The 18,610-nt window shown below is 40.2% G+C and carries 17 protein-coding genes; 16 read left to right on the forward strand and 1 reads right to left on the reverse strand.

The genetic code is table 11. The annotated features are described in order from the left end of the window. Positions 1 to 108 precede the first annotated feature (108 nt). The gene (locus QM865_RS04175; protein WP_414306073.1) at positions 109 to 969 is read right to left on the reverse strand and encodes a MurR/RpiR family transcriptional regulator; all 861 of its coding nucleotides are present in this window, start codon (positions 967 to 969) and stop codon (positions 109 to 111) included. A 192-nt stretch (positions 970 to 1,161) separates the two neighbouring features. Between QM865_RS04175 and pbp2b the strand changes: the two genes are divergently transcribed. The 16 genes from pbp2b to QM865_RS04255 all read left to right on the forward strand — a co-directional run bounded on the left by pbp2b (position 1,162) and on the right by QM865_RS04255 (position 18,586). Then, a complete protein-coding gene (pbp2b, locus tag QM865_RS04180) occupies positions 1,162 to 3,219 on the forward strand; it encodes a penicillin-binding protein 2B (protein WP_414306074.1) in 2,058 nt (685 codons plus the stop codon). Positions 3,220 to 3,229: 10 nt separating this feature from the next. Continuing rightward, positions 3,230 to 3,826 carry a recombination mediator RecR gene (gene recR, locus QM865_RS04185; RefSeq protein WP_000966748.1) on the forward strand — a complete coding sequence of 199 codons (597 nt, stop codon included), beginning with the start codon at positions 3,230 to 3,232 and terminating at the stop codon, positions 3,824 to 3,826. Between the two features lie 175 nt (positions 3,827 to 4,001). Continuing rightward, entirely contained in the window at positions 4,002 to 5,045 is a 1,044-nt protein-coding gene (locus tag QM865_RS04190; protein ID WP_061759288.1) for a D-alanine--D-alanine ligase, read from the forward strand. 84 nt (positions 5,046 to 5,129) lie between these two features. Beyond that, positions 5,130 to 6,503 carry a UDP-N-acetylmuramoyl-tripeptide--D-alanyl-D-alanine ligase gene (locus tag QM865_RS04195; RefSeq protein WP_414306075.1) on the forward strand — a complete coding sequence of 458 codons (1,374 nt, stop codon included), beginning with the start codon at positions 5,130 to 5,132 and terminating at the stop codon, positions 6,501 to 6,503. Positions 6,504 to 6,605: 102 nt separating this feature from the next. Further along, positions 6,606 to 7,310 carry a TIGR02206 family membrane protein gene (locus tag QM865_RS04200; protein WP_414306076.1) on the forward strand — a complete coding sequence of 235 codons (705 nt, stop codon included), beginning with the start codon at positions 6,606 to 6,608 and terminating at the stop codon, positions 7,308 to 7,310. Positions 7,311 to 7,529: 219 nt separating this feature from the next. After that, on the forward strand, positions 7,530 to 8,903 hold the full coding sequence (gene ftsA, locus QM865_RS04205) for a cell division protein FtsA (protein ID WP_000090384.1): 1,374 nt from the start codon (positions 7,530 to 7,532) through the stop codon (positions 8,901 to 8,903). A 16-nt stretch (positions 8,904 to 8,919) separates the two neighbouring features. Further along, positions 8,920 to 10,179, forward strand: a complete 1,260-nt coding sequence (gene ftsZ, locus QM865_RS04210; RefSeq protein ID WP_000144273.1) for a cell division protein FtsZ — start codon at positions 8,920 to 8,922, stop codon at positions 10,177 to 10,179. 4 nt (positions 10,180 to 10,183) lie between these two features. Further along, a complete protein-coding gene (locus QM865_RS04215) occupies positions 10,184 to 10,855 on the forward strand; it encodes a YggS family pyridoxal phosphate-dependent enzyme (protein WP_414306077.1) in 672 nt (223 codons plus the stop codon). 9 nt (positions 10,856 to 10,864) lie between these two features. Beyond that, complete coding sequence (locus tag QM865_RS04220) at positions 10,865 to 11,404, forward strand: cell division protein SepF (RefSeq protein WP_414306078.1); 540 nt, start codon at positions 10,865 to 10,867, stop codon at positions 11,402 to 11,404. Beyond that, a complete protein-coding gene (locus QM865_RS04225; protein WP_101776779.1) occupies positions 11,404 to 11,667 on the forward strand; it encodes a YggT family protein in 264 nt (87 codons plus the stop codon). The genes QM865_RS04220 and QM865_RS04225 overlap by 1 nt, the downstream gene beginning before the upstream one ends. After that, positions 11,664 to 12,449, forward strand: coding sequence for an RNA-binding protein (locus QM865_RS04230; RefSeq protein WP_060805386.1), 786 nt, complete (start codon positions 11,664 to 11,666; stop codon positions 12,447 to 12,449). The genes QM865_RS04225 and QM865_RS04230 overlap by 4 nt, the downstream gene beginning before the upstream one ends. An 8-nt stretch (positions 12,450 to 12,457) precedes the next feature. Next, entirely contained in the window at positions 12,458 to 13,339 is an 882-nt protein-coding gene (locus QM865_RS04235; RefSeq protein WP_307877694.1) for a DivIVA domain-containing protein, read from the forward strand. Positions 13,340 to 13,591: 252 nt separating this feature from the next. Beyond that, a complete protein-coding gene (ileS, locus tag QM865_RS04240; protein ID WP_414306079.1) occupies positions 13,592 to 16,384 on the forward strand; it encodes an isoleucine--tRNA ligase in 2,793 nt (930 codons plus the stop codon). A 400-nt stretch (positions 16,385 to 16,784) separates the two neighbouring features. Beyond that, entirely contained in the window at positions 16,785 to 17,165 is a 381-nt protein-coding gene (locus QM865_RS04245) for a hypothetical protein (protein ID WP_000837844.1), read from the forward strand. Positions 17,166 to 17,178: 13 nt separating this feature from the next. Next, positions 17,179 to 17,655: a hypothetical protein gene (locus QM865_RS04250; protein WP_414306080.1), complete on the forward strand. Its 477-nt coding sequence runs from the start codon at positions 17,179 to 17,181 to the stop codon at positions 17,653 to 17,655. Positions 17,656 to 17,893: 238 nt separating this feature from the next. After that, positions 17,894 to 18,586 carry a phosphoglycerate mutase gene (locus tag QM865_RS04255; RefSeq protein ID WP_000240129.1) on the forward strand — a complete coding sequence of 231 codons (693 nt, stop codon included), beginning with the start codon at positions 17,894 to 17,896 and terminating at the stop codon, positions 18,584 to 18,586. Positions 18,587 to 18,610 lie beyond the last annotated feature (24 nt).

Here is an 18,610-nt window from a genome sequence, read left to right on the forward strand (position 1 = left end):
TGGGATAGCCTTTCTAAATGGTTTATTGGGCAATTCTATTTTACCAAGACTATCGCAACCATGCAAAAAAGCAACGGCAAATCCGTTGCTTTTTTTGGAGATAAAAGACTATTGTCCCAGACTCTTTCTGACGCGTTTTTGTCTACGATAGCCGTTGAGTTTTTTATTTTCCCAGTAGCTATTAAAGATTTTTTCCTTGCTTTCGCGATTGATTTCCAAAAAGTAGGCATAAATCAAATCAATAAAGAAGAGCATAGGAAGTTGAGCGGATATTCGTTGGATATAGGAAGGTTGGCTGTGGGTGGCTACAAGAACAGTCTCTGTATAGGCTTGACTATCTTTATTGGGAACACTTGAAAAGAGTACAGTCTTTGCCCCCATCTCCTTGGCATCTAATAGACTATCTAAAATAGAGGGAGTTGTGCCAGAAAGTGAGAAACCAAGTACGAGACAATTTTCGTCCATAATACTGGTTGTCCAGGCAAAGCCGTCTTGGTCTGTCAAAGCTTCGCAGACCACACCTAGACGCATGAAGCGTAATTTCATTTCACGAGCAACAAGGCCAGAACTCCCTGTTCCGAAGAAGTAGACACGCTCAGCATCTTCGATTAACTGGGCAATTCGTTCTAGTTGGACTTCGTCAATCAAGTCTTGCGTTTGTTCCCTCATATTGCTATAGCTTCTGAGGACTCGTTTGGTCAGTGGACTGTGCTTGGAGACTTGGTTGGCTTGATTTTCTGCCTGATGTTGGTATTGGAAAATGAATTCTCGGTAGCCAGTAAAGCCACACTTTTTAGCAAAGCGAGTTAGTGCAGCCTGAGAGATATGTAATTTTTGAGTGACCTGTTGGGAAGATAAATCATCTGTAATCGTTTCAGCTTGCAAAAAATAGCGAGCGATTTCTTGCTCTAGGTCTGTCATTTCTTCAAAATGTGAATCAATGACAGTTGCGATATCTGGTTTGTCCATAGGGAAGGCTCCTTTAAATGAGTCGTGTTGGAAAAAGACTAGATTATTGAACTTTTACATTTATTATAACATATAATATAAGGATGAATAAATAAAAACGTATCTTACTGTAAAAACGAAAAAAGCTTCTTACTTTTCCATAATTTTCTGCTCAAATTATGGTACAATTAAGAGTAAGACTTTAAGTTAGAAATGAGACTGATTTGTATGAGAAAATTTAACAGCCATTCGATTCCGATTCGGCTTAATTTATTGTTTTCAATTGTCATTTTACTCTTTATGACCATTATTGGTCGTTTGTTGTATATGCAGGTTTTGAACAAGGATTTTTACGAAAAAAAGCTAGCCTCAGCTAGTCAGACCAAGGTCACAACCAGTTCTGCCCGTGGGGAAATCTATGATGCTAGTGGGAAACCTTTGGTAGAAAATACGTTAAAGCAGGTTGTTTCCTTTACGCGTAGTAATAAAATGACGGCTAAAGATCTAAAAGAAATCGCTAGTCAGTTACTGGGATATGTGAGCATCAGTTCGCCAAATTTGACAGAACGCCAGCTGGCTGATTACTATTTGGCTGATCCTGAAATCTATAAAAAAACAGTGGAGGCTCTCCCAAGTGAGAAACGCTTGGATTCAGATGGCAATCGCCTATCCGAATCAGAACTGTATAACAATGCGGTTGATAGTGTCCAAACGAGTCAACTAAACTATACAGAGGATAAAAAGAAAGAAATCTATCTTTTTAGTCAGTTAAATGCTGTTGGAAACTTTGCGACGGGAACCATTGTGACAGATGCTCTGACAGATACCCAGATTGCTCTGATTGCCTCTGCTTCGAAACAATTACCCGGTGTCAGTATTTCAACTTCATGGGATCGAAAAGTTCTAGAGACTTCCCTTTCTTCTATAGTAGGTAGTGTATCCAGTGAAAAAGCTGGTCTCCCAGCGGAAGAAGCAGATGCTTATCTTAAAAAAGGTTACTCTCTAAATGACCGTGTTGGTACCTCTTATCTAGAGAAGCAATACGAGGAAACCTTGCAAGGTAAACGCTCGGTGAAGGAAATTCATCTAGATAAGTACGGTAATATGGAAAGTGTCGAAAATATCGAAGATGGTACCAAAGGGAATAATATTAAACTGACCATTGATTTGGCCTTCCAAGATAGCGTGGATGCTTTGCTGAAAAGTTATTTCAATTCAGAGTTGGGAAATGGTGGAGCCAAGTATTCTGAAGGTGTCTATGCAGTCGCCCTTAACCCAAAAACAGGTGCTGTTTTGTCTATGTCAGGGATTAAACAGGACTTGAAAACGGGAGAGTTGACGCCTGATTCCTTGGGAACGGTAACCAATGTCTTTGTTCCAGGTTCGGTTGTCAAGGCGGCGACCATCAGCTCAGGTTGGGAAAATGGAGTCTTGTCAGGAAATCAGACCTTGACAGACCAGTCCATTGTCTTCCAAGGTTCAGCTCCAATTAATTCTTGGTACACTGCCTTTTCTGGGCCAATGCCGATTACGGCAGTTCAGGCTCTAGAGTATTCATCCAATACTTATATGGTCCAAACAGCCTTAGGTCTTATGGGGCAAACCTATCAACCAAATATGTTTGTCGGCACCAGCAATCTAGAGTCTGCTATGGGGAAATTGCGTTCAACCTTTGGCGAATATGGCTTGGGGTCTGCGACCGGGATTGACCTACCAGATGAATCTACTGGATTTATTCCCAAAGAGTATAACTTTGCCAATTTCATTACCAATGCCTTTGGGCAGTTTGATAACTATACGCCGATGCAATTGGCTCAGTATGTGGCAACTATTGCAAATGATGGTGTTCGTGTGGCTCCTCGTATTGTGGAAGGCATTTATGGTAATAATGATAAGGGAGGACTGGGCGACCTTATTCAGCAACTGCAACCGACAGAGATGAATAAGGTCAATATATCCGACTCCGATATGAGTGTCTTGCACCAAGGTTTTTATCAGGTTGCTCATGGGACTAGTGGATTGACAACTGGACGTGCCTTTTCAAATGGTGCCTTGGTATCCATTAGCGGAAAAACGGGTACAGCCGAAAGCTATGTGGCAGATGGTCAGCAAGCAACCAATACCAATGCGGTGGCCTATGCCCCATCTGATAATCCTCAAATCGCTGTTGCAGTGGTCTTTCCTCATAATACCAATCTAACAAATGGTGTAGGACCTTCCATTGCGCGTGATATTATCAATCTGTATCAAAAATACCATCCAATGAACTAGAAAGGAACATATGCTTTATCCAACACCTATTGCCAAGCTAATTGACAGTTATTCTAAGTTACCGGGTATCGGGATTAAGACGGCTACGCGTCTGGCTTTTTATACCATTGGTATGTCTGATGACGACGTCAATGAATTTGCAAAAAATCTCCTTTCTGCTAAGAGAGAATTGACCTACTGTTCCATTTGTGGACGTTTGACAGATGACGATCCCTGCTCCATCTGTACTGATCCAAGTCGTGACCAGACAACTATTTTGGTGCTAGAGGATAGTCGTGATGTGGCAGCCATGGAAAATATCCAAGAATACCATGGGCTCTATCATGTCCTGCATGGTCTCATTTCCCCCATGAATGGCATCAGTCCAGATGATATCAATCTAAAGAGTCTTATGACTCGTCTGATGGATAGTGAGGTTTCAGAAGTGATAGTGGCCACAAATGCTACGGCAGATGGGGAAGCGACGTCCATGTATCTTTCACGCTTGCTCAAGCCAGCTGGGATCAAGGTTACGCGCCTGGCACGAGGTCTTGCTGTGGGAGCAGATATCGAGTATGCGGACGAAGTGACTCTCTTACGAGCGATTGAAAATCGGACAGAGTTGTAAGTATAGGCAAATTTACGAACTTCATCCATTTATAAAAAATCAAGGAGGCTGAAAATCGTTCCTATCGGCCTCTTTTTGTATAGTGTGATGAGTAGAATCAGGTTCAAGTTTTAAAAAACCAAGCAAATATGATATACTAAAGAGCGAGTATTCTAGTAGAATTAGGACAAATAATATGAAACAAACGATTATTCTTTTATATGGTGGGCGGAGTGCGGAACGCGAAGTCTCTGTCCTTTCAGCTGAAAGTGTCATGCGCGCGGTCAACTACGATCGTTTCACAGTCAAGACTTTCTTTATCAGTCAGTCAGGTGACTTTATCAAAACTCAGGAATTTAGCCAGACTCCAGGTCAAGAGGACCGTCTCATGACCAATGAAACAATTGATTGGGATAAGAAAGTCGCACCAAGTGCTATCTACGAAGAAGGTGCAGTGGTCTTTCCAGTTCTTCACGGTCCGATGGGAGAAGATGGCTCTGTTCAAGGATTCCTTGAAGTTTTGAAAATGCCTTATGTCGGCTGTAATATCTTATCATCTAGTCTTGCCATGGATAAAATCACGACCAAGCGTGTTTTAGAATCTGCTGGCATTGCCCAAGTTCCTTATGTGGCTATCGTTGAAGGGGATGATGTGATTGCTAAAATCGCTGAAGTGGAAGAAAAATTGACTTATCCAGTCTTCACTAAGCCGTCAAACATGGGTTCTAGTGTCGGTATTTCTAAGTCTGAAAATCAAGAAGAACTCCGTCAAGCTTTGAAACTTGCCTTCCAATATGACAGCCGTGTCTTGGTTGAGCAAGGGGTGAACGCCCGTGAAATCGAGGTTGGTCTCTTGGGCAACTACGATGTCAAAAGCACGCTGCCAGGAGAAGTGGTCAAGGATGTTGACTTCTACGACTATGACGCCAAGTATATTGATAACAAGATTACCATGGACATCCCAGCTAAAATCAGTGATGATGTGGTAGCTGTCATGCGTCAAAATGCAGAAACGGCCTTTCGTGCGATTGGTGGTCTCGGTCTCTCTCGTTGCGATTTCTTCTATACAGACAAGGGAGAGATCTTCCTAAACGAGCTCAATACTATGCCAGGTTTTACCCAGTGGTCTATGTATCCACTTCTTTGGGACAATATGGGAATCAGCTACCCAAACCTAATCGAGCGCTTGGTTGACCTTGCCAAGGAAAGTTTTGACAAGCGCGAAGCGCATTTGCTATAAAAATGAAAGAGAGGGTAGAAGCCAGAACCATCACTGCAAAGTGACTAGAGTTCTCGAGCTTCGACCCTTTTTAAAGGAGTAGAAATGAAATTAACAATCCATGAAGTGGCTCAAGTTGTAGGAGCCAAAAATAATGTTAGTCTTTTTGCAGATGCTCAGTTAGAGAAAGCTGAGTTTGACAGTCGTTTGATTGCGACAGGAGATTTATTTGTTCCCCTCAAGGGTGCGCGTGATGGCCATGACTTTATCGAAACAGCCTTTGAAAATGGTGCTGCTGTAACCCTGTCTGAGAAAGAGCTTGTAAATCATCCTTATATTTTAGTAGATGATGTTTTGACTGCCTTTCAACAACTAGCTGCCTACTATCTTGAGAAAACGGCTGTTGATGTCTTTGCAGTTACAGGTTCAAATGGTAAGACGACGACCAAGGATATGTTGGCGCACTTGCTATCAACAATCTACAAAACCTACAAAACACAAGGAAACTACAACAACGAGATTGGCCTTCCCTACACAGTTCTTCATATGCCTGAAGGAACAGAAAAGTTGGTCTTGGAGATGGGGCAGGATCACTTGGGCGATATTCATCTCTTGTCTGAATTGGCTCGTCCAAAAACAGCCATCGTGACCTTGGTTGGAGAAGCCCATTTGGCTTTTTTCAAAGACCGTTCTGAAATTGCTAAAGGGAAAATGCAAATTGCAGACGGTATGGCTTCAGGTTCTTTGCTTTTGGCACCAGCTGACCCTATTGTAGAGGCCTACTTGCCAGCTGATAAAAAGGTGGTCCGTTTTGGACAAGGAGCAGAGCTGGAAATCACAGACTTGGTTGAGCGTAAGGATAGCTTGACCTTTAAGGCTAATTTCTTGGAACAAGCCCTTGATTTGCCAGTGACTGGTAAGTACAATGCCACCAATGCTATGATTGCATCCTATGTTGCCTTGCAAGAAGGAGTGACTGAGGAACAAATTCGTCAGGCCTTCCAAAATCTTGAATTGACGCGTAACCGTACCGAATGGAAGAAAGCAGCCAATGGAGCAGACATCCTATCAGATGTTTACAATGCCAATCCAACTGCTATGAAGTTGATTTTAGAGACTTTTTCTGCCATTCCAGCCAATGAAGGTGGCAAGAAAATCGCTGTTTTGGCGGATATGAAGGAACTTGGTGACCAGTCTGTTCAACTTCATAACCAGATGATTTTGAGTCTTTCGCCAGATGTGCTGGATACCGTTATTTTCTATGGAGAAGACATTGCTGAATTAGCCCAATTGGCTAGTCAAATGTTCCCAATCGGTCACGTTTACTACTTCAAGAAAACAGAAGACCAGGACCAATTTGAAGACCTAGTCAAGCAGGTCAAAGAAAGCCTTGGAGTCAATGACCAAATCCTGCTCAAAGGCTCTAACTCTATGAATCTAGCCAAGTTGGTAGAAAGTTTAGAAACTGAAGACAAGTAATTTTGTCAAATATTTACGTATTTCTAAATCCATTTTTCTTAAGTAGCATGGTATAATAAAATGCAGGAAAATTTTGAATTATTGAATTATGAGGAAGACTAGATGAATTTATGGGATATTTTCTTTACGACCCAAGCAACAGAACCACCCAAATTTGACCTTTTTTGGTATGTGAGTATATTTACACTTTTAGCCTTAATTTTTTATACAGCCTATCGCTATCGTGAAAAGAAGGCATACCAACGATTTTTCCAAATCTTGCAAGCTGTTCAGTTAATCCTTCTCTATGGTTGGTACTGGGTCAATCATATGCCACTATCAGAAAGCTTACCCTTTTACCATTGCCGTATGGCCATGTTTGTGGTACTTTTGCTTCCTGATCAGTCCAAATATAGGCAGTATTTTGCATTACTAGGAACATTTGGGACATTAGCGGCCTTTGTTTATCCAGTGCCAGATGCCTATCCTTTCCCCCATATTGCGATTTTGTCCTTTATCTTTGGGCATTTAGCACTCTTGGGGAACTCTCTAGTTTATCTATTGAGACAGTATAATGCGCGATTGCTGGATGTGAAGGGAATTTTTCTCATGACCTTTGCATTAAATGCCTTGATTTTTGTGGTCAATTTGGTAACAGGTGGTGATTATGGATTTTTGACAAAACCTCCATTGGTTGGAGACCACGGCTTAGTAGCTAATTATTTAATCGTTTCTCTGGCCTTGTCAGCGGCGATTACGTTGACAAAGAAAATTTTGGAACTATTTTTAGAACAAGAAGCAGAAAAAATGATTGCAAAGAAAGCTTAGAAATGAGCTTTCTTTTTTGTACAATAGACAGATTGTTGACAAAGTTTACAGTGAATGAATTTCTGAACAGAAAAACTAAAAAATTGGCTGGTAAATTTAGGAAAAAACTGAGCACGATGAGATTTTTTGTGTTATAATATTCTGTGAATAGCTATGCCTACGTTTAGCTATTGAATATTACGAAGTTAGAAACTTGGAAGATAGAGAGGATGCGATGTAATGGCTAGAGAAGGCTTTTTTACAGGTCTAGATATTGGAACAAGCTCTGTCAAGGTGCTTGTAGCTGAGCAGAGAAATGGTGAATTAAATGTAATTGGCGTGAGTAATGCCAAAAGTAAAGGTGTAAAGGATGGGATTATCGTTGATATTGATGCAGCAGCAACTGCTATCAAATCAGCAATTTCTCAAGCAGAAGAAAAAGCAGGCATCTCAATTAAATCAGTGAATGTTGGTTTACCAGCTAATCTCTTACAGGTAGAACCAACTCAAGGAATGATTCCAGTAACATCTGATACCAAGGAAATTATGGATCAAGATGTCGAAAATGTTGTCAAATCAGCTTTGACGAAGAGTATGACACCTGATCGTGAAGTTATCACATTCATTCCTGAGGAATTTATTGTGGATGGTTTTCAAGGGATTCGTGACCCACGTGGTATGATGGGTGTTCGCCTTGAAATGCGTGGCTTACTTTATACAGGTCCTCGCACTATTTTACATAACCTACGTAAGACAGTTGAACGTGCAGGTGTTCAGGTTGAAAATATTATTATTTCACCACTAGCAATGGTTCAATCTATTTTGAATGAAGGTGAACGTGAATTTGGTGCTACAGTGATTGATATGGGGGCAGGTCAAACGACTGTCGCTACAATCCGTAACCAAGAACTTCAGTTTACCAATATTCTCCAAGAAGGCGGAGATTATGTAACTAAGGATATCTCTAAAGTCTTGAAGACATCACAGAAACTAGCCGAAGGTTTGAAATTAAACTATGGAGAGGCTTATCCTCCTCTCGCAAGTAAAGAAACATTCCAAGTCGAAGTGATCGGGGAAGTAGAACCTGTTGAAGTAACAGAAAATTACTTGTCAGAGATTATTTCTGCACGAATTAAGCATATTTTTGAACAAATCAAACAAGACTTAGACAGAAGACATTTATTGGATCTTCCTGGTGGCATTGTTTTGATTGGTGGAACGGCTATTTTACCGGGTATTGTGGAGCTTGCTCAAGAAGTTTTTGGTGTTCGTGTGAAACTCTATGTTCCAAACCAAGTTGGAATTCGTAATCCAGCCTTTGCGCATGTGATTAGTCTATCAGAATTCGCGGGACAATTGACAGAAGTACATCTCTTGGCTCAACGAGCAGTCAAGGGTGATGAAGGATTATTCCAACAACCGCTTAGTTTTGGGGGAATGATTCAGAAAACAGCTCAGTTTGTACAATCAACGCCTGTTCAACCAGCCCCTGCTCCAGAAGTAGAGCCGGTGGCGCCTACAGAACCAATGGCGGATTTCCAACAAGCTTCACAAAATAAACCGAAATTAGCAGATCGTTTCCGTGGCTTGATCGGAAGCATGTTTGACGAATAAAGAGGAAAAATAAATTATGACATTTTCATTTGATACAGCTGCTGCTCAAGGTGCAGTGATTAAGGTAATTGGTGTCGGTGGAGGCGGTGGCAATGCCATCAACCGTATGGTCGACGAAGGTGTTACAGGCGTAGAATTTATCGCAGCAAACACAGATGTACAAGCATTGAGTAGTACAAAAGCTGAGACTGTTATTCAGTTGGGACCTAAATTGACTCGTGGTTTGGGTGCAGGAGGTCAACCTGAGGTTGGTCGTAAAGCTGCCGAAGAAAGCGAAGAAACACTGACGGAAGCTATCAGTGGCGCAGATATGGTCTTCATTACTGCTGGTATGGGAGGAGGTTCTGGAACTGGAGCTGCTCCTGTAATTGCTCGTATCGCCAAAGATTTAGGTGCTCTTACAGTTGGTGTTGTAACACGTCCGTTTGGTTTTGAAGGAAGCAAACGTGGACAATTTGCTGTAGAAGGAATCAATCAACTGCGTGAGCATGTAGATACTCTATTGATTATCTCAAACAACAACTTGCTTGAAATTGTTGATAAGAAAACTCCACTTCTTGAAGCTCTTAGCGAGGCAGATAACGTTCTTCGTCAAGGTGTTCAAGGAATTACCGATTTGATTACCAATCCAGGATTGATTAACCTTGACTTTGCCGATGTGAAAACAGTTATGGCAAATAAAGGGAATGCTCTTATGGGTATTGGTATCGGTAGTGGAGAAGAACGTGTGGTAGAAGCAGCACGTAAGGCAATCTATTCACCACTTCTTGAAACAACAATTGATGGAGCAGAAGATGTGATTGTCAACGTAACTGGTGGTCTTGACTTAACCTTGATTGAGGCAGAAGAGGCTTCACAAATTGTGAACCAGGCAGCAGGTCAAGGAGTGAATATCTGGCTCGGTACTTCAATTGATGAAAGTATGCGTGATGAAATTCGTGTAACAGTTGTCGCAACGGGTGTTCGTCAAGACCGCGTAGAGAAGGTTGTTGCTCCACAAGCTAGACCGACTACTAACTACCGTGAGACAGTAAAACCAGCTCATTCACATGGCTTTGATCGTCATTTTGATATGGCAGAAACAGCTGAATTGCCAAAACAAAATCAACGTCGCTCGGAACAAGCTCAAGGCTCTGCTTTTGGTGATTGGGATTTACGTCGCGAGACAATTGTTCGTCCGACTGATTCAGTAGTGTCACCGGTAGAACGTTTTGAAATTCCAAATTCGCAAGATGAAGATGAGTTGGATACACCTCCATTTTTCAAAAATCGTTAAGTAAATGAATGTAAAAGAAAATACAGAACGTGTTTTTCGGGAAGTCGCAGAAGCAAGTCTGAGTGCTCATCGCGAGAGTGGCTCAGTCTCTGTCATTGCAGTTACCAAGTATGTAGATGTACCGACAGCGGAAGCCTTGCTTCCGCTAGGGGTTTATCATATCGGTGAAAATCGTGTAGATAAGTTTCTAGAGAAATATCAAGCTTTAAAAGATCGAGATGTGACTTGGCATTTGATTGGTACCTTACAAAGACGTAAGGTGAAAGATGTCATTCAATACGTTGATTATTTCCATGCATTGGATTCAGTAAAGCTAGCAGAGGAAATCCAAAAAAGAAGTGACCGAGTCATCAAGTGTTTCCTTCAAGTAAATATTTCTAAAGAAGAAAGTAAACACGGCTTTTCGAGAGAAGAATTATTGGAAGTCTTGCCGGAGTTAGCCAAACTAGATAAGATTGAATATGTTGGATTAATGACGATGGCACCTTTTGAGGCTAGCAGTGAACAGTTGAAAGAGATTTTCAAGGCGACTCAAGATTTACAAAGAGAAATCCAAGAAAAACAAATTCCAAAGATGCCTATGACCGAGTTAAGTATGGGAATGAGTCGTGATTATAAAGAAGCGATTCAATTCGGTTCCACCTTTGTTCGCATAGGTACAGCATTTTTTAAGTAGGAGAGAACCATGTCTTTAAAAGATAGATTCGATAGATTTATAGATTATTTTACGGAGGATGAGGATTTAAGTCTCCCTAATGAAAAACGAGATGAGCCCATTTTAACTCCAGTAAATTCTACACAGGAAAAGGCTCTCTCAACGAATCAAACACCAAGCACAAGTAGTACAAAAGAAAATAATATTACTAGACTGCATGCACGTCAACAAGAGTTAGCAAAGCAAAATCAGCATTCTACTGAAAAAGTAACAATTGATGTTCGTTATCCTAGAAAATATGAAGATGCGATAGAAATTGTTGATTTATTAGCAGGAAACGAAAGTATTTTGATTGATTTTCAATATATGACTGAAGTGCAAGCTCGTCGTTGTTTAGATTATCTGGATGGTGCTTGCCATGTTCTAGCTGGAAATTTGAAAAAGGTAGCTTCTACCATGTACCTGTTGACACCAGTGAATGTTATTGTAAATGTTGAAGATATTCGTTTACCAGATGAAGAACAACAGGGTGAGTTTGATTTTGATATGAGACGAAATAGAGTACGATGATGATTTTTTTAATTCGTCTGATTTATAATGCAGTGGATATTTACTCCCTGATTTTGGTAGCCTTTGCTGTCATGTCTTGGTTTCCAGGTGCCTATGAATCAAGTTTGGGTCGTTGGATTGTAGCATTGGTAAAACCAGTGCTTGCTCCTTTGCAACGCCTGCCTTTACAGATAGCAGGTCTTGATTTATCTGTTTGGGTTGCGATTGTTTTGATTCGATTTTTAGGAGAAAACCTAGTCCGTTTTCTGGCGATGATAGGATGAATAAAGGGATTTACCAGCATTTCTCCATAGAAGATCGTCCATTTCTTGATAAGGGAATGGAATGGATAAAGAAGGTAGAAGATAGCTATGCTCCTTTTTTAACTCCTTTTATCAATCCTCATCAGGAGAAACTATTAAAGATTTTGACCAAAACTTATGGTCTTGCTTGTAGCAGTAGTGGGGAATTCGTCTCGAGTGAGTATGTTCGAGTTTTATTATACCCAGATTATTTCCAGCCAGAGTTTTCAGATTTTGAAATATCTCTCCAGGAAATAGTGTATTCCAATAAATTTGAACACTTAACGCATGCTAAGATTTTAGGGACAGTCATCAATCAATTAGGGATTGAACGGAAACTTTTTGGAGATATCCTAGTGGATGAAGAACGGGCGCAGATTATGATTAATCAGCAGTTTCTTCTTCTCTTTCAAGATGGATTAAAGAAAATTGGCCGTATACCTGTTTCGCTGGAGGAACGTCCTTTCACCGAGAAAATAGATAAGCTAGAACAGTATCGAGAGCTGGATTTATGTGTGTCTAGTTTTAGATTAGATGTTCTTTTATCAAATGTTTTAAAACTATCTAGGAATCAAGCAAACCAGTTGATTGAAAAGAAACTTGTCCAAGTAAATTATCATGTGGTAGACAAATCAGATTATACTGTTCAAGTTGGAGACTTGATTAGTGTGAGAAAATTTGGGCGCTTGAGGTTGCTTCAAGATAAGGGACAAACAAAAAAAGAGAAGAAAAAAATAACCGTCCAGTTATTATTAAGTAAGTGAGGAAAAATATGCCAATTACATCGTTAGAAATCAAAGATAAAACCTTTAGCACACGTTTTAGAGGTTTTGATCCAGAAGAAGTAGATGAATTTTTAGATATTGTGGTTCGTGATTATGAAGATTTGGTTCGTTCTAATCATGATAAGGATTTACATATTAAAAATTTGGAAGAGCGTTTGTCTTACTTTGATGAGATGAAAGATTCGTTGAGCCAGTCTGTATTGATTGCCCAAGATACAGCTGAGAGGGTGAAACAAACAGCACACGATCGTTCAAATAATATTATTCATCAAGCTGAACAGGATGCACATCGATTATTGGAAGAAGCAAAATACAAGGCAAATGAAATTCTTCGTCAGGCTGCTGACAATGCTAAGAAAGTTGCTGTTGAAACCGAAGAATTGAAGAACAAGAGTCGTGTCTTCCACCAACGTCTCAAATCTACAATTGAGAGTCAGTTGGCTATTGTTGAGTCTTCAGATTGGGAAGATATTCTTCGTCCAACAGCTACTTATCTTCAGACAAGTGATGAAGCCTTTAAAGAAGTTGTTAGCGAAGTACTTGGAGAACCGATTCCAGCTCCAATTGAGGAAGAACCAATTGATATGACACGTCAATTTTCTCAAGAAGAAATGACAGAGTTACAGGCTCGTATTGAGGCAGCCAATAAAGAATTGGCTGAATTTGAAGCTCAAGCTAAACAGGAAGTGGAAAACCCAACTCCTGTAGTGAGTCCTCAAATTGAAGAAGAACCAGCTCATCCAGTTGGTCCAATGTATGAAGAACCAGAAGTAGCTCCAGTGCATCCGACAGGTCCAACACCAGCTACAGAAACGTTTGATTCAGCACCAGGATTTGAAGCACCGCAAGAATCTGTTACAATTTTATAAGAAATATTCTGAGAACAATATCTTATCCTTATATTTCCAGCGAGCAGGAGATGGTGTGAGTCCTGTAATCCCTAACGATAAGATTATCCTCTCAAAAACTCAAGTCTGAATGGAGTAAGATTTGACGTTCCCCACGTTACGGGATAAGAGGGAGAAAGACTAAATCTTTTTCCGAATAAAGGTGGTACCACGATTTTCGTCCTTTTTGGCAGTCGTGGTTTTTAATTTGTTATTATTTATAAAGGAGATACCATGAAACTCAAAGATACCCTTAACCTTGGGAAAACAGCTTTCCCAATGCGTGCAGGTCTTCCGACCAAAGAGCCAGTTTGGCAAAAGGAATGGGAAGATGCAAAACTTTACCAACGTCGTCAAGAATTGAACCAAGGAAAACCTCATTTCACCTTGCATGATGGCCCTCCATACGCTAACGGAAATATCCACGTTGGACATGCTATGAACAAGATTTCAAAAGATATTATTGTTCGTTCAAAATCTATGTCAGGTTTTTACGCACCATTTATCCCGGGTTGGGACACTCATGGTCTGCCAATCGAGCAAGTTTTGGCAAAACAAGGTGTCAAACGTAAAGAAATGGACTTGGTTGAGTACTTGAAACTTTGCCGTGAATACGCTCTTTCTCAAGTAGATAAACAACGCGAAGACTTCAAACGTTTGGGTGTTTCTGGCGATTGGGAAAATCCATATGTGACTTTGACTCCTGACTATGAAGCAGCCCAAATCCGTGTATTTGGTGAGATGGCTAATAAAGGTTATATCTACCGTGGTGCCAAGCCAGTTTACTGGTCTTGGTCATCTGAGTCAGCCCTTGCTGAAGCAGAAATTGAATACCATGATTTGGTTTCGACTTCCCTTTATTATGCCAATAAGGTAAAAGATGGCAAAGGTGTTCTAGATACAGATACTTATATCGTTGTCTGGACAACTACTCCATTTACCATCACAGCTTCTCGTGGTTTGACTGTTGGTGCAGATATTGATTACGTTTTGGTTCAACCTGCTGGTGAAGCTCGTAAGTTTGTGGTTGCTGCAGAATTGTTGACTAGCTTGTCTGAGAAGTTTGGTTGGTCTGATGTTCAAGTTTTGGCAACTTACCGTGGTCAAGAATTGAACCACATCGTAACAGAACATCCATGGGATACAGATGTAGATGAGCTCGTTATCCTTGGTGACCACGTTACAACAGATTCTGGTACAGGTATTGTCCATACCGCCCCTGGTTTTGGTGAGGACGACTACAATGTTGGTATTGCTAATGGTCTTGAAGTCGCAGTGACTGTTGACGAACGTGGTATCATGATGAAGAATGCTGGTCCTGAGTTTGAAGGTCAATTCTATGAAAAGGTAGTTCCAACTGTTATTGAAAAACTTGGTAACCTCCTTCTTGCCCAAGAAGAAATCTCTCACTCATACCCATTTGACTGGCGTACTAAGAAACCAATCATCTGGCGTGCAGTACCACAATGGTTTGCCTCAGTTTCTAAATTCCGCCAAGAAATCTTGGACGAAATTGAAAAGGTGAAATTCCACTCAGAATGGGGTAAAGTTCGTCTTTACAATATGATCCGTGACCGTGGCGACTGGGTTATCTCTCGTCAACGTGCTTGGGGTGTTCCGCTTCCAATTTTCTACGCTGAAGATGGTACAGCGATCATGACTGCTGAAACGATTGAACATGTGGCTCAACTATTTGAGGAACATGGTTCAAGCATTTGGTGGGAACGTGATGCCAAAGACCTCTTACCAGAAGGATTTACTCATCCAGGTTCACCAAATGGCGAGTTCAAAAAAGAAACTGATATCATGGACGTTTGGTTTGACTCAGGTTCATCATGGAATGGAGTTGTGGTAAACCGTCCTGAGTTGACTTACCCAGCAGACCTTTACCTAGAAGGTTCTGACCAATACCGTGGTTGGTTCAACTCATCACTCATCACATCTGTTGCCAACCATGGCGTAGCACCTTACAAGCAAATCTTGTCACAAGGTTTTGCCCTTGACGGTAAAGGTGAGAAGATGTCTAAATCTCTTGGAAATACCATTGCTCCAAGTGATGTTGAAAAACAATTTGGTGCTGAAATCTTGCGTCTCTGGGTAACAAGTGTTGACTCAAGCAATGACGTGCGTATTTCTATGGATATCTTGAGCCAAGTTTCTGAAACTTACCGTAAGATTCGTAATACCCTTCGTTTCTTGATTGCCAATACATCTGACTTTAACCCAGCTCAAGATACAGTAGCTTACGATGAGCTTCGTTCAGTTGATAAGTACATGACTATTCGCTTTAACCAGCTTGTCAAGACCATTCGTGATGCTTACGCAAACTTTGAATTCTTGACAATATACAAGGCCTTGGTGAACTTTATCAACGTTGACTTGTCAGCCTTCTACCTTGATTTTGCTAAAGATGTTGTTTACATCGAAGGTGCCAAATCATTGGAACGCCGTCAAATGCAGACTGTTTTCTATGACATTCTTGTGAAAATCACCAAACTCTTGACACCAATCCTTCCTCACACAGCAGAGGAAATCTGGTCATATCTTGAGTTTGAAGCTGAAGACTTCGTTCAATTGTCAGAATTGCCAGAAGCAGAAACTTTTGCTAATCAAGAAGAAATCTTGGATACATGGGCCGCCTTCATGGACTTCCGTGGACAAGCTCAAAAAGCTTTGGAAGAAGCTCGTAATGCAAAAGTTATCGGTAAATCACTTGAAGCTCACTTGACAGTTTATCCAAATGAAGTGGTGAAAACTCTGCTCGAAGCAGTAAACAGCAATGTAGCTCAACTTTTAATCGTGTCTGAATTGACTATCGCAGAAGGACCAGCTCCAGAAGCTGCCGTTAGCTTCGAAGATGTAGCCTTCACTGTTGAACGCGCTGCAGGTGAAGTATGTGACCGTTGCCGTCGTATCGACCCAACAACAGCAGAACGTAGCTACCAGGCAGTCATCTGTGACCACTGTGCAAGCATCGTAGAAGAAAACTTTGCGGACGCAGTCTCAGAAGGATTTGAAGAGAAATAAGTTAAAGAGTCTAGGGAAAACTCAATTTGAGAAGAAAAGACAACTAATCTTATAGACTATTAAACGCATTGTATCACCTTTTTGAACACCTGATACGATGCGTTTTTATTTATTTTGAAAATTTGTGAGGTGTGACTTTTTATACTCAACAAGAATCAAAGAGAAACTTAGCAAGCTAACAGCAGTAAGATAAAATACGAATTTGATATTATGGATAAGATTGGTAAATTTTGTCACATTTTTACAATAATAAATTTGTGTAATTGCTTTTGATTTCTGAAAAGTATTATATTTTATTTCATATTATACAAATTTTTATTTTATAATATCAGAAAATACTTTTTTTTTTTAGCAAATATGATACAATTTTATTTGAAAAAAATAAAAAGGAGATTTTATTATGAAATCAAAAACACTTGCTTTAATTAGTGGTATCGTCGGTCTTGTGGGAGGAATTTTACTTCTTATTGGTCCTTTTGTCTTGTTGGGAACAGCGGTAAATACAGCTGCCACAACTCTTAATGGAGGAGCTACTGCAGGGGCTGTTTCAGGTGTTGCCTTACTCTTGAATGCCTTGAAGATTGCAAATCTTGTTCTTGGTATCATTGCTATTGTTTACTATAAAGGAGATAATCGTGTAGGTGCAGCTCCTTCTGTACTAATGATTGTTTCTGGTGGAGTTAGTCTCATTCCATTCTTAGGATGGGTTGGGGGGATTCTTGCTATTATTGGAGGATCTCTATTCCTTGCAACATTGAAGAAATTCAAATCAGAAGAATAAAAGGTATTTTAGCATGAAAAGAACAAAAAAGTTTATCGGTCTAGGAGTAGTTCTATTATCTGTTTCTCTTCTCGCTGCATGTGGAGCACAAAATTCAAAGACTACTTCAACAAGTAATGATGAGAAGACAGTAGCAACATCTAATACCTCAAAAGAAACAATCACTTTCGATACTCCAGTTGTAACAGATGATGCGATTGAATCAATGCGTACTTATGCAGATTATATAGATCTTTATAAAAAGATTTTTGATGATTATTTTACTAAAGCTGAGGAAAGTTTCAAAGGCACAGCTATGGAAAATAATGAGTCGTTTACCAAACTAAAAGAGTCAACTCAAAAATTATTCGATGCGCAGAAAAAATTGTATGATTTGCTAGGGTCAACTGAGATCAAGGAAGATGATAAATCAAAATTGTCTCAACAATTGAAAGACTTTAGAGACAATTTGCAAAAACAGTTGAAAACTTTGACATCTCAACTACAGTAAGATAGAAATTTTTTTGTAGTAATTGAGAATGATTGGTAAAATTACACCCCAAATGTTAGAAATTGGGGTGTTTTTTAGAGCTTAAATAATGAAGATAGAATAGAAACAACCAAAAACAATGTGATTATCAAACAGTCCTTTCCTTTTTGGTTTTGACTAGCTTTTTTGTGAAAAATTGTGTAAAATAGAATAGATAAACGAGGGGAAACCTCGGAAAATTTAAAGGAGAATCCATCTAATGGTAAAATTGGTTTTTGCTCGCCACGGTGAGTCTGAATGGAACAAAGCTAACCTTTTCACTGGTTGGGCTGATGTTGATTTGTCTGAAAAAGGTACACAACAAGCGATTGACGCTGGTAAATTGATCAAAGAAGCTGGTATCGAATTTGACCAAGCTTACACTTCAGTATTGAAACGTGCTATCAAAACAACAAACTTGGCTCTTGAAGCTTCTGACCAATTGTGGGTTCCAGTTGAAAAATCATGGCGCTTGAACGAACGTCACTACGGTGGTTTGACTGGTAAAAACAAAGCTGAAGCAGCTGAACAATTTGGTGATGAGCAAGTTCACATCTGGCGTCGTTCATACGATGTATTGCCTCCAAACATGGATCGTGATGATGAGCACTCAGCTCACACTGACCGTCGTTATGCTTCACTTGACGATTCAGTAATCCCAGATGCTGAAAACTTGAAAGTGACTTTGGAACGTGCCCTTCCATTCTGGGAAGATAAAATCGCTCCAGCTCTTAAAGATGGTAAAAACGTATTCGTAGGAGCTCACGGTAACTCAATCCGTGCCCTTGTAAAACACATCAAAGGTTTGTCAGATGACGAAATCATGGACGTGGAAATCCCTAACTTCCCACCATTGGTATTCGAATTCGACGAAAAATTGAACGTAGTTTCTGAATACTACCTTGGAAAATAAAAAATTGTAAGTCTAGAATTGATT

It is taken from the genome of Streptococcus mitis (assembly GCF_047462815.1).
Lineage (GTDB): Bacteria > Bacillota > Bacilli > Lactobacillales > Streptococcaceae > Streptococcus > Streptococcus mitis_DO.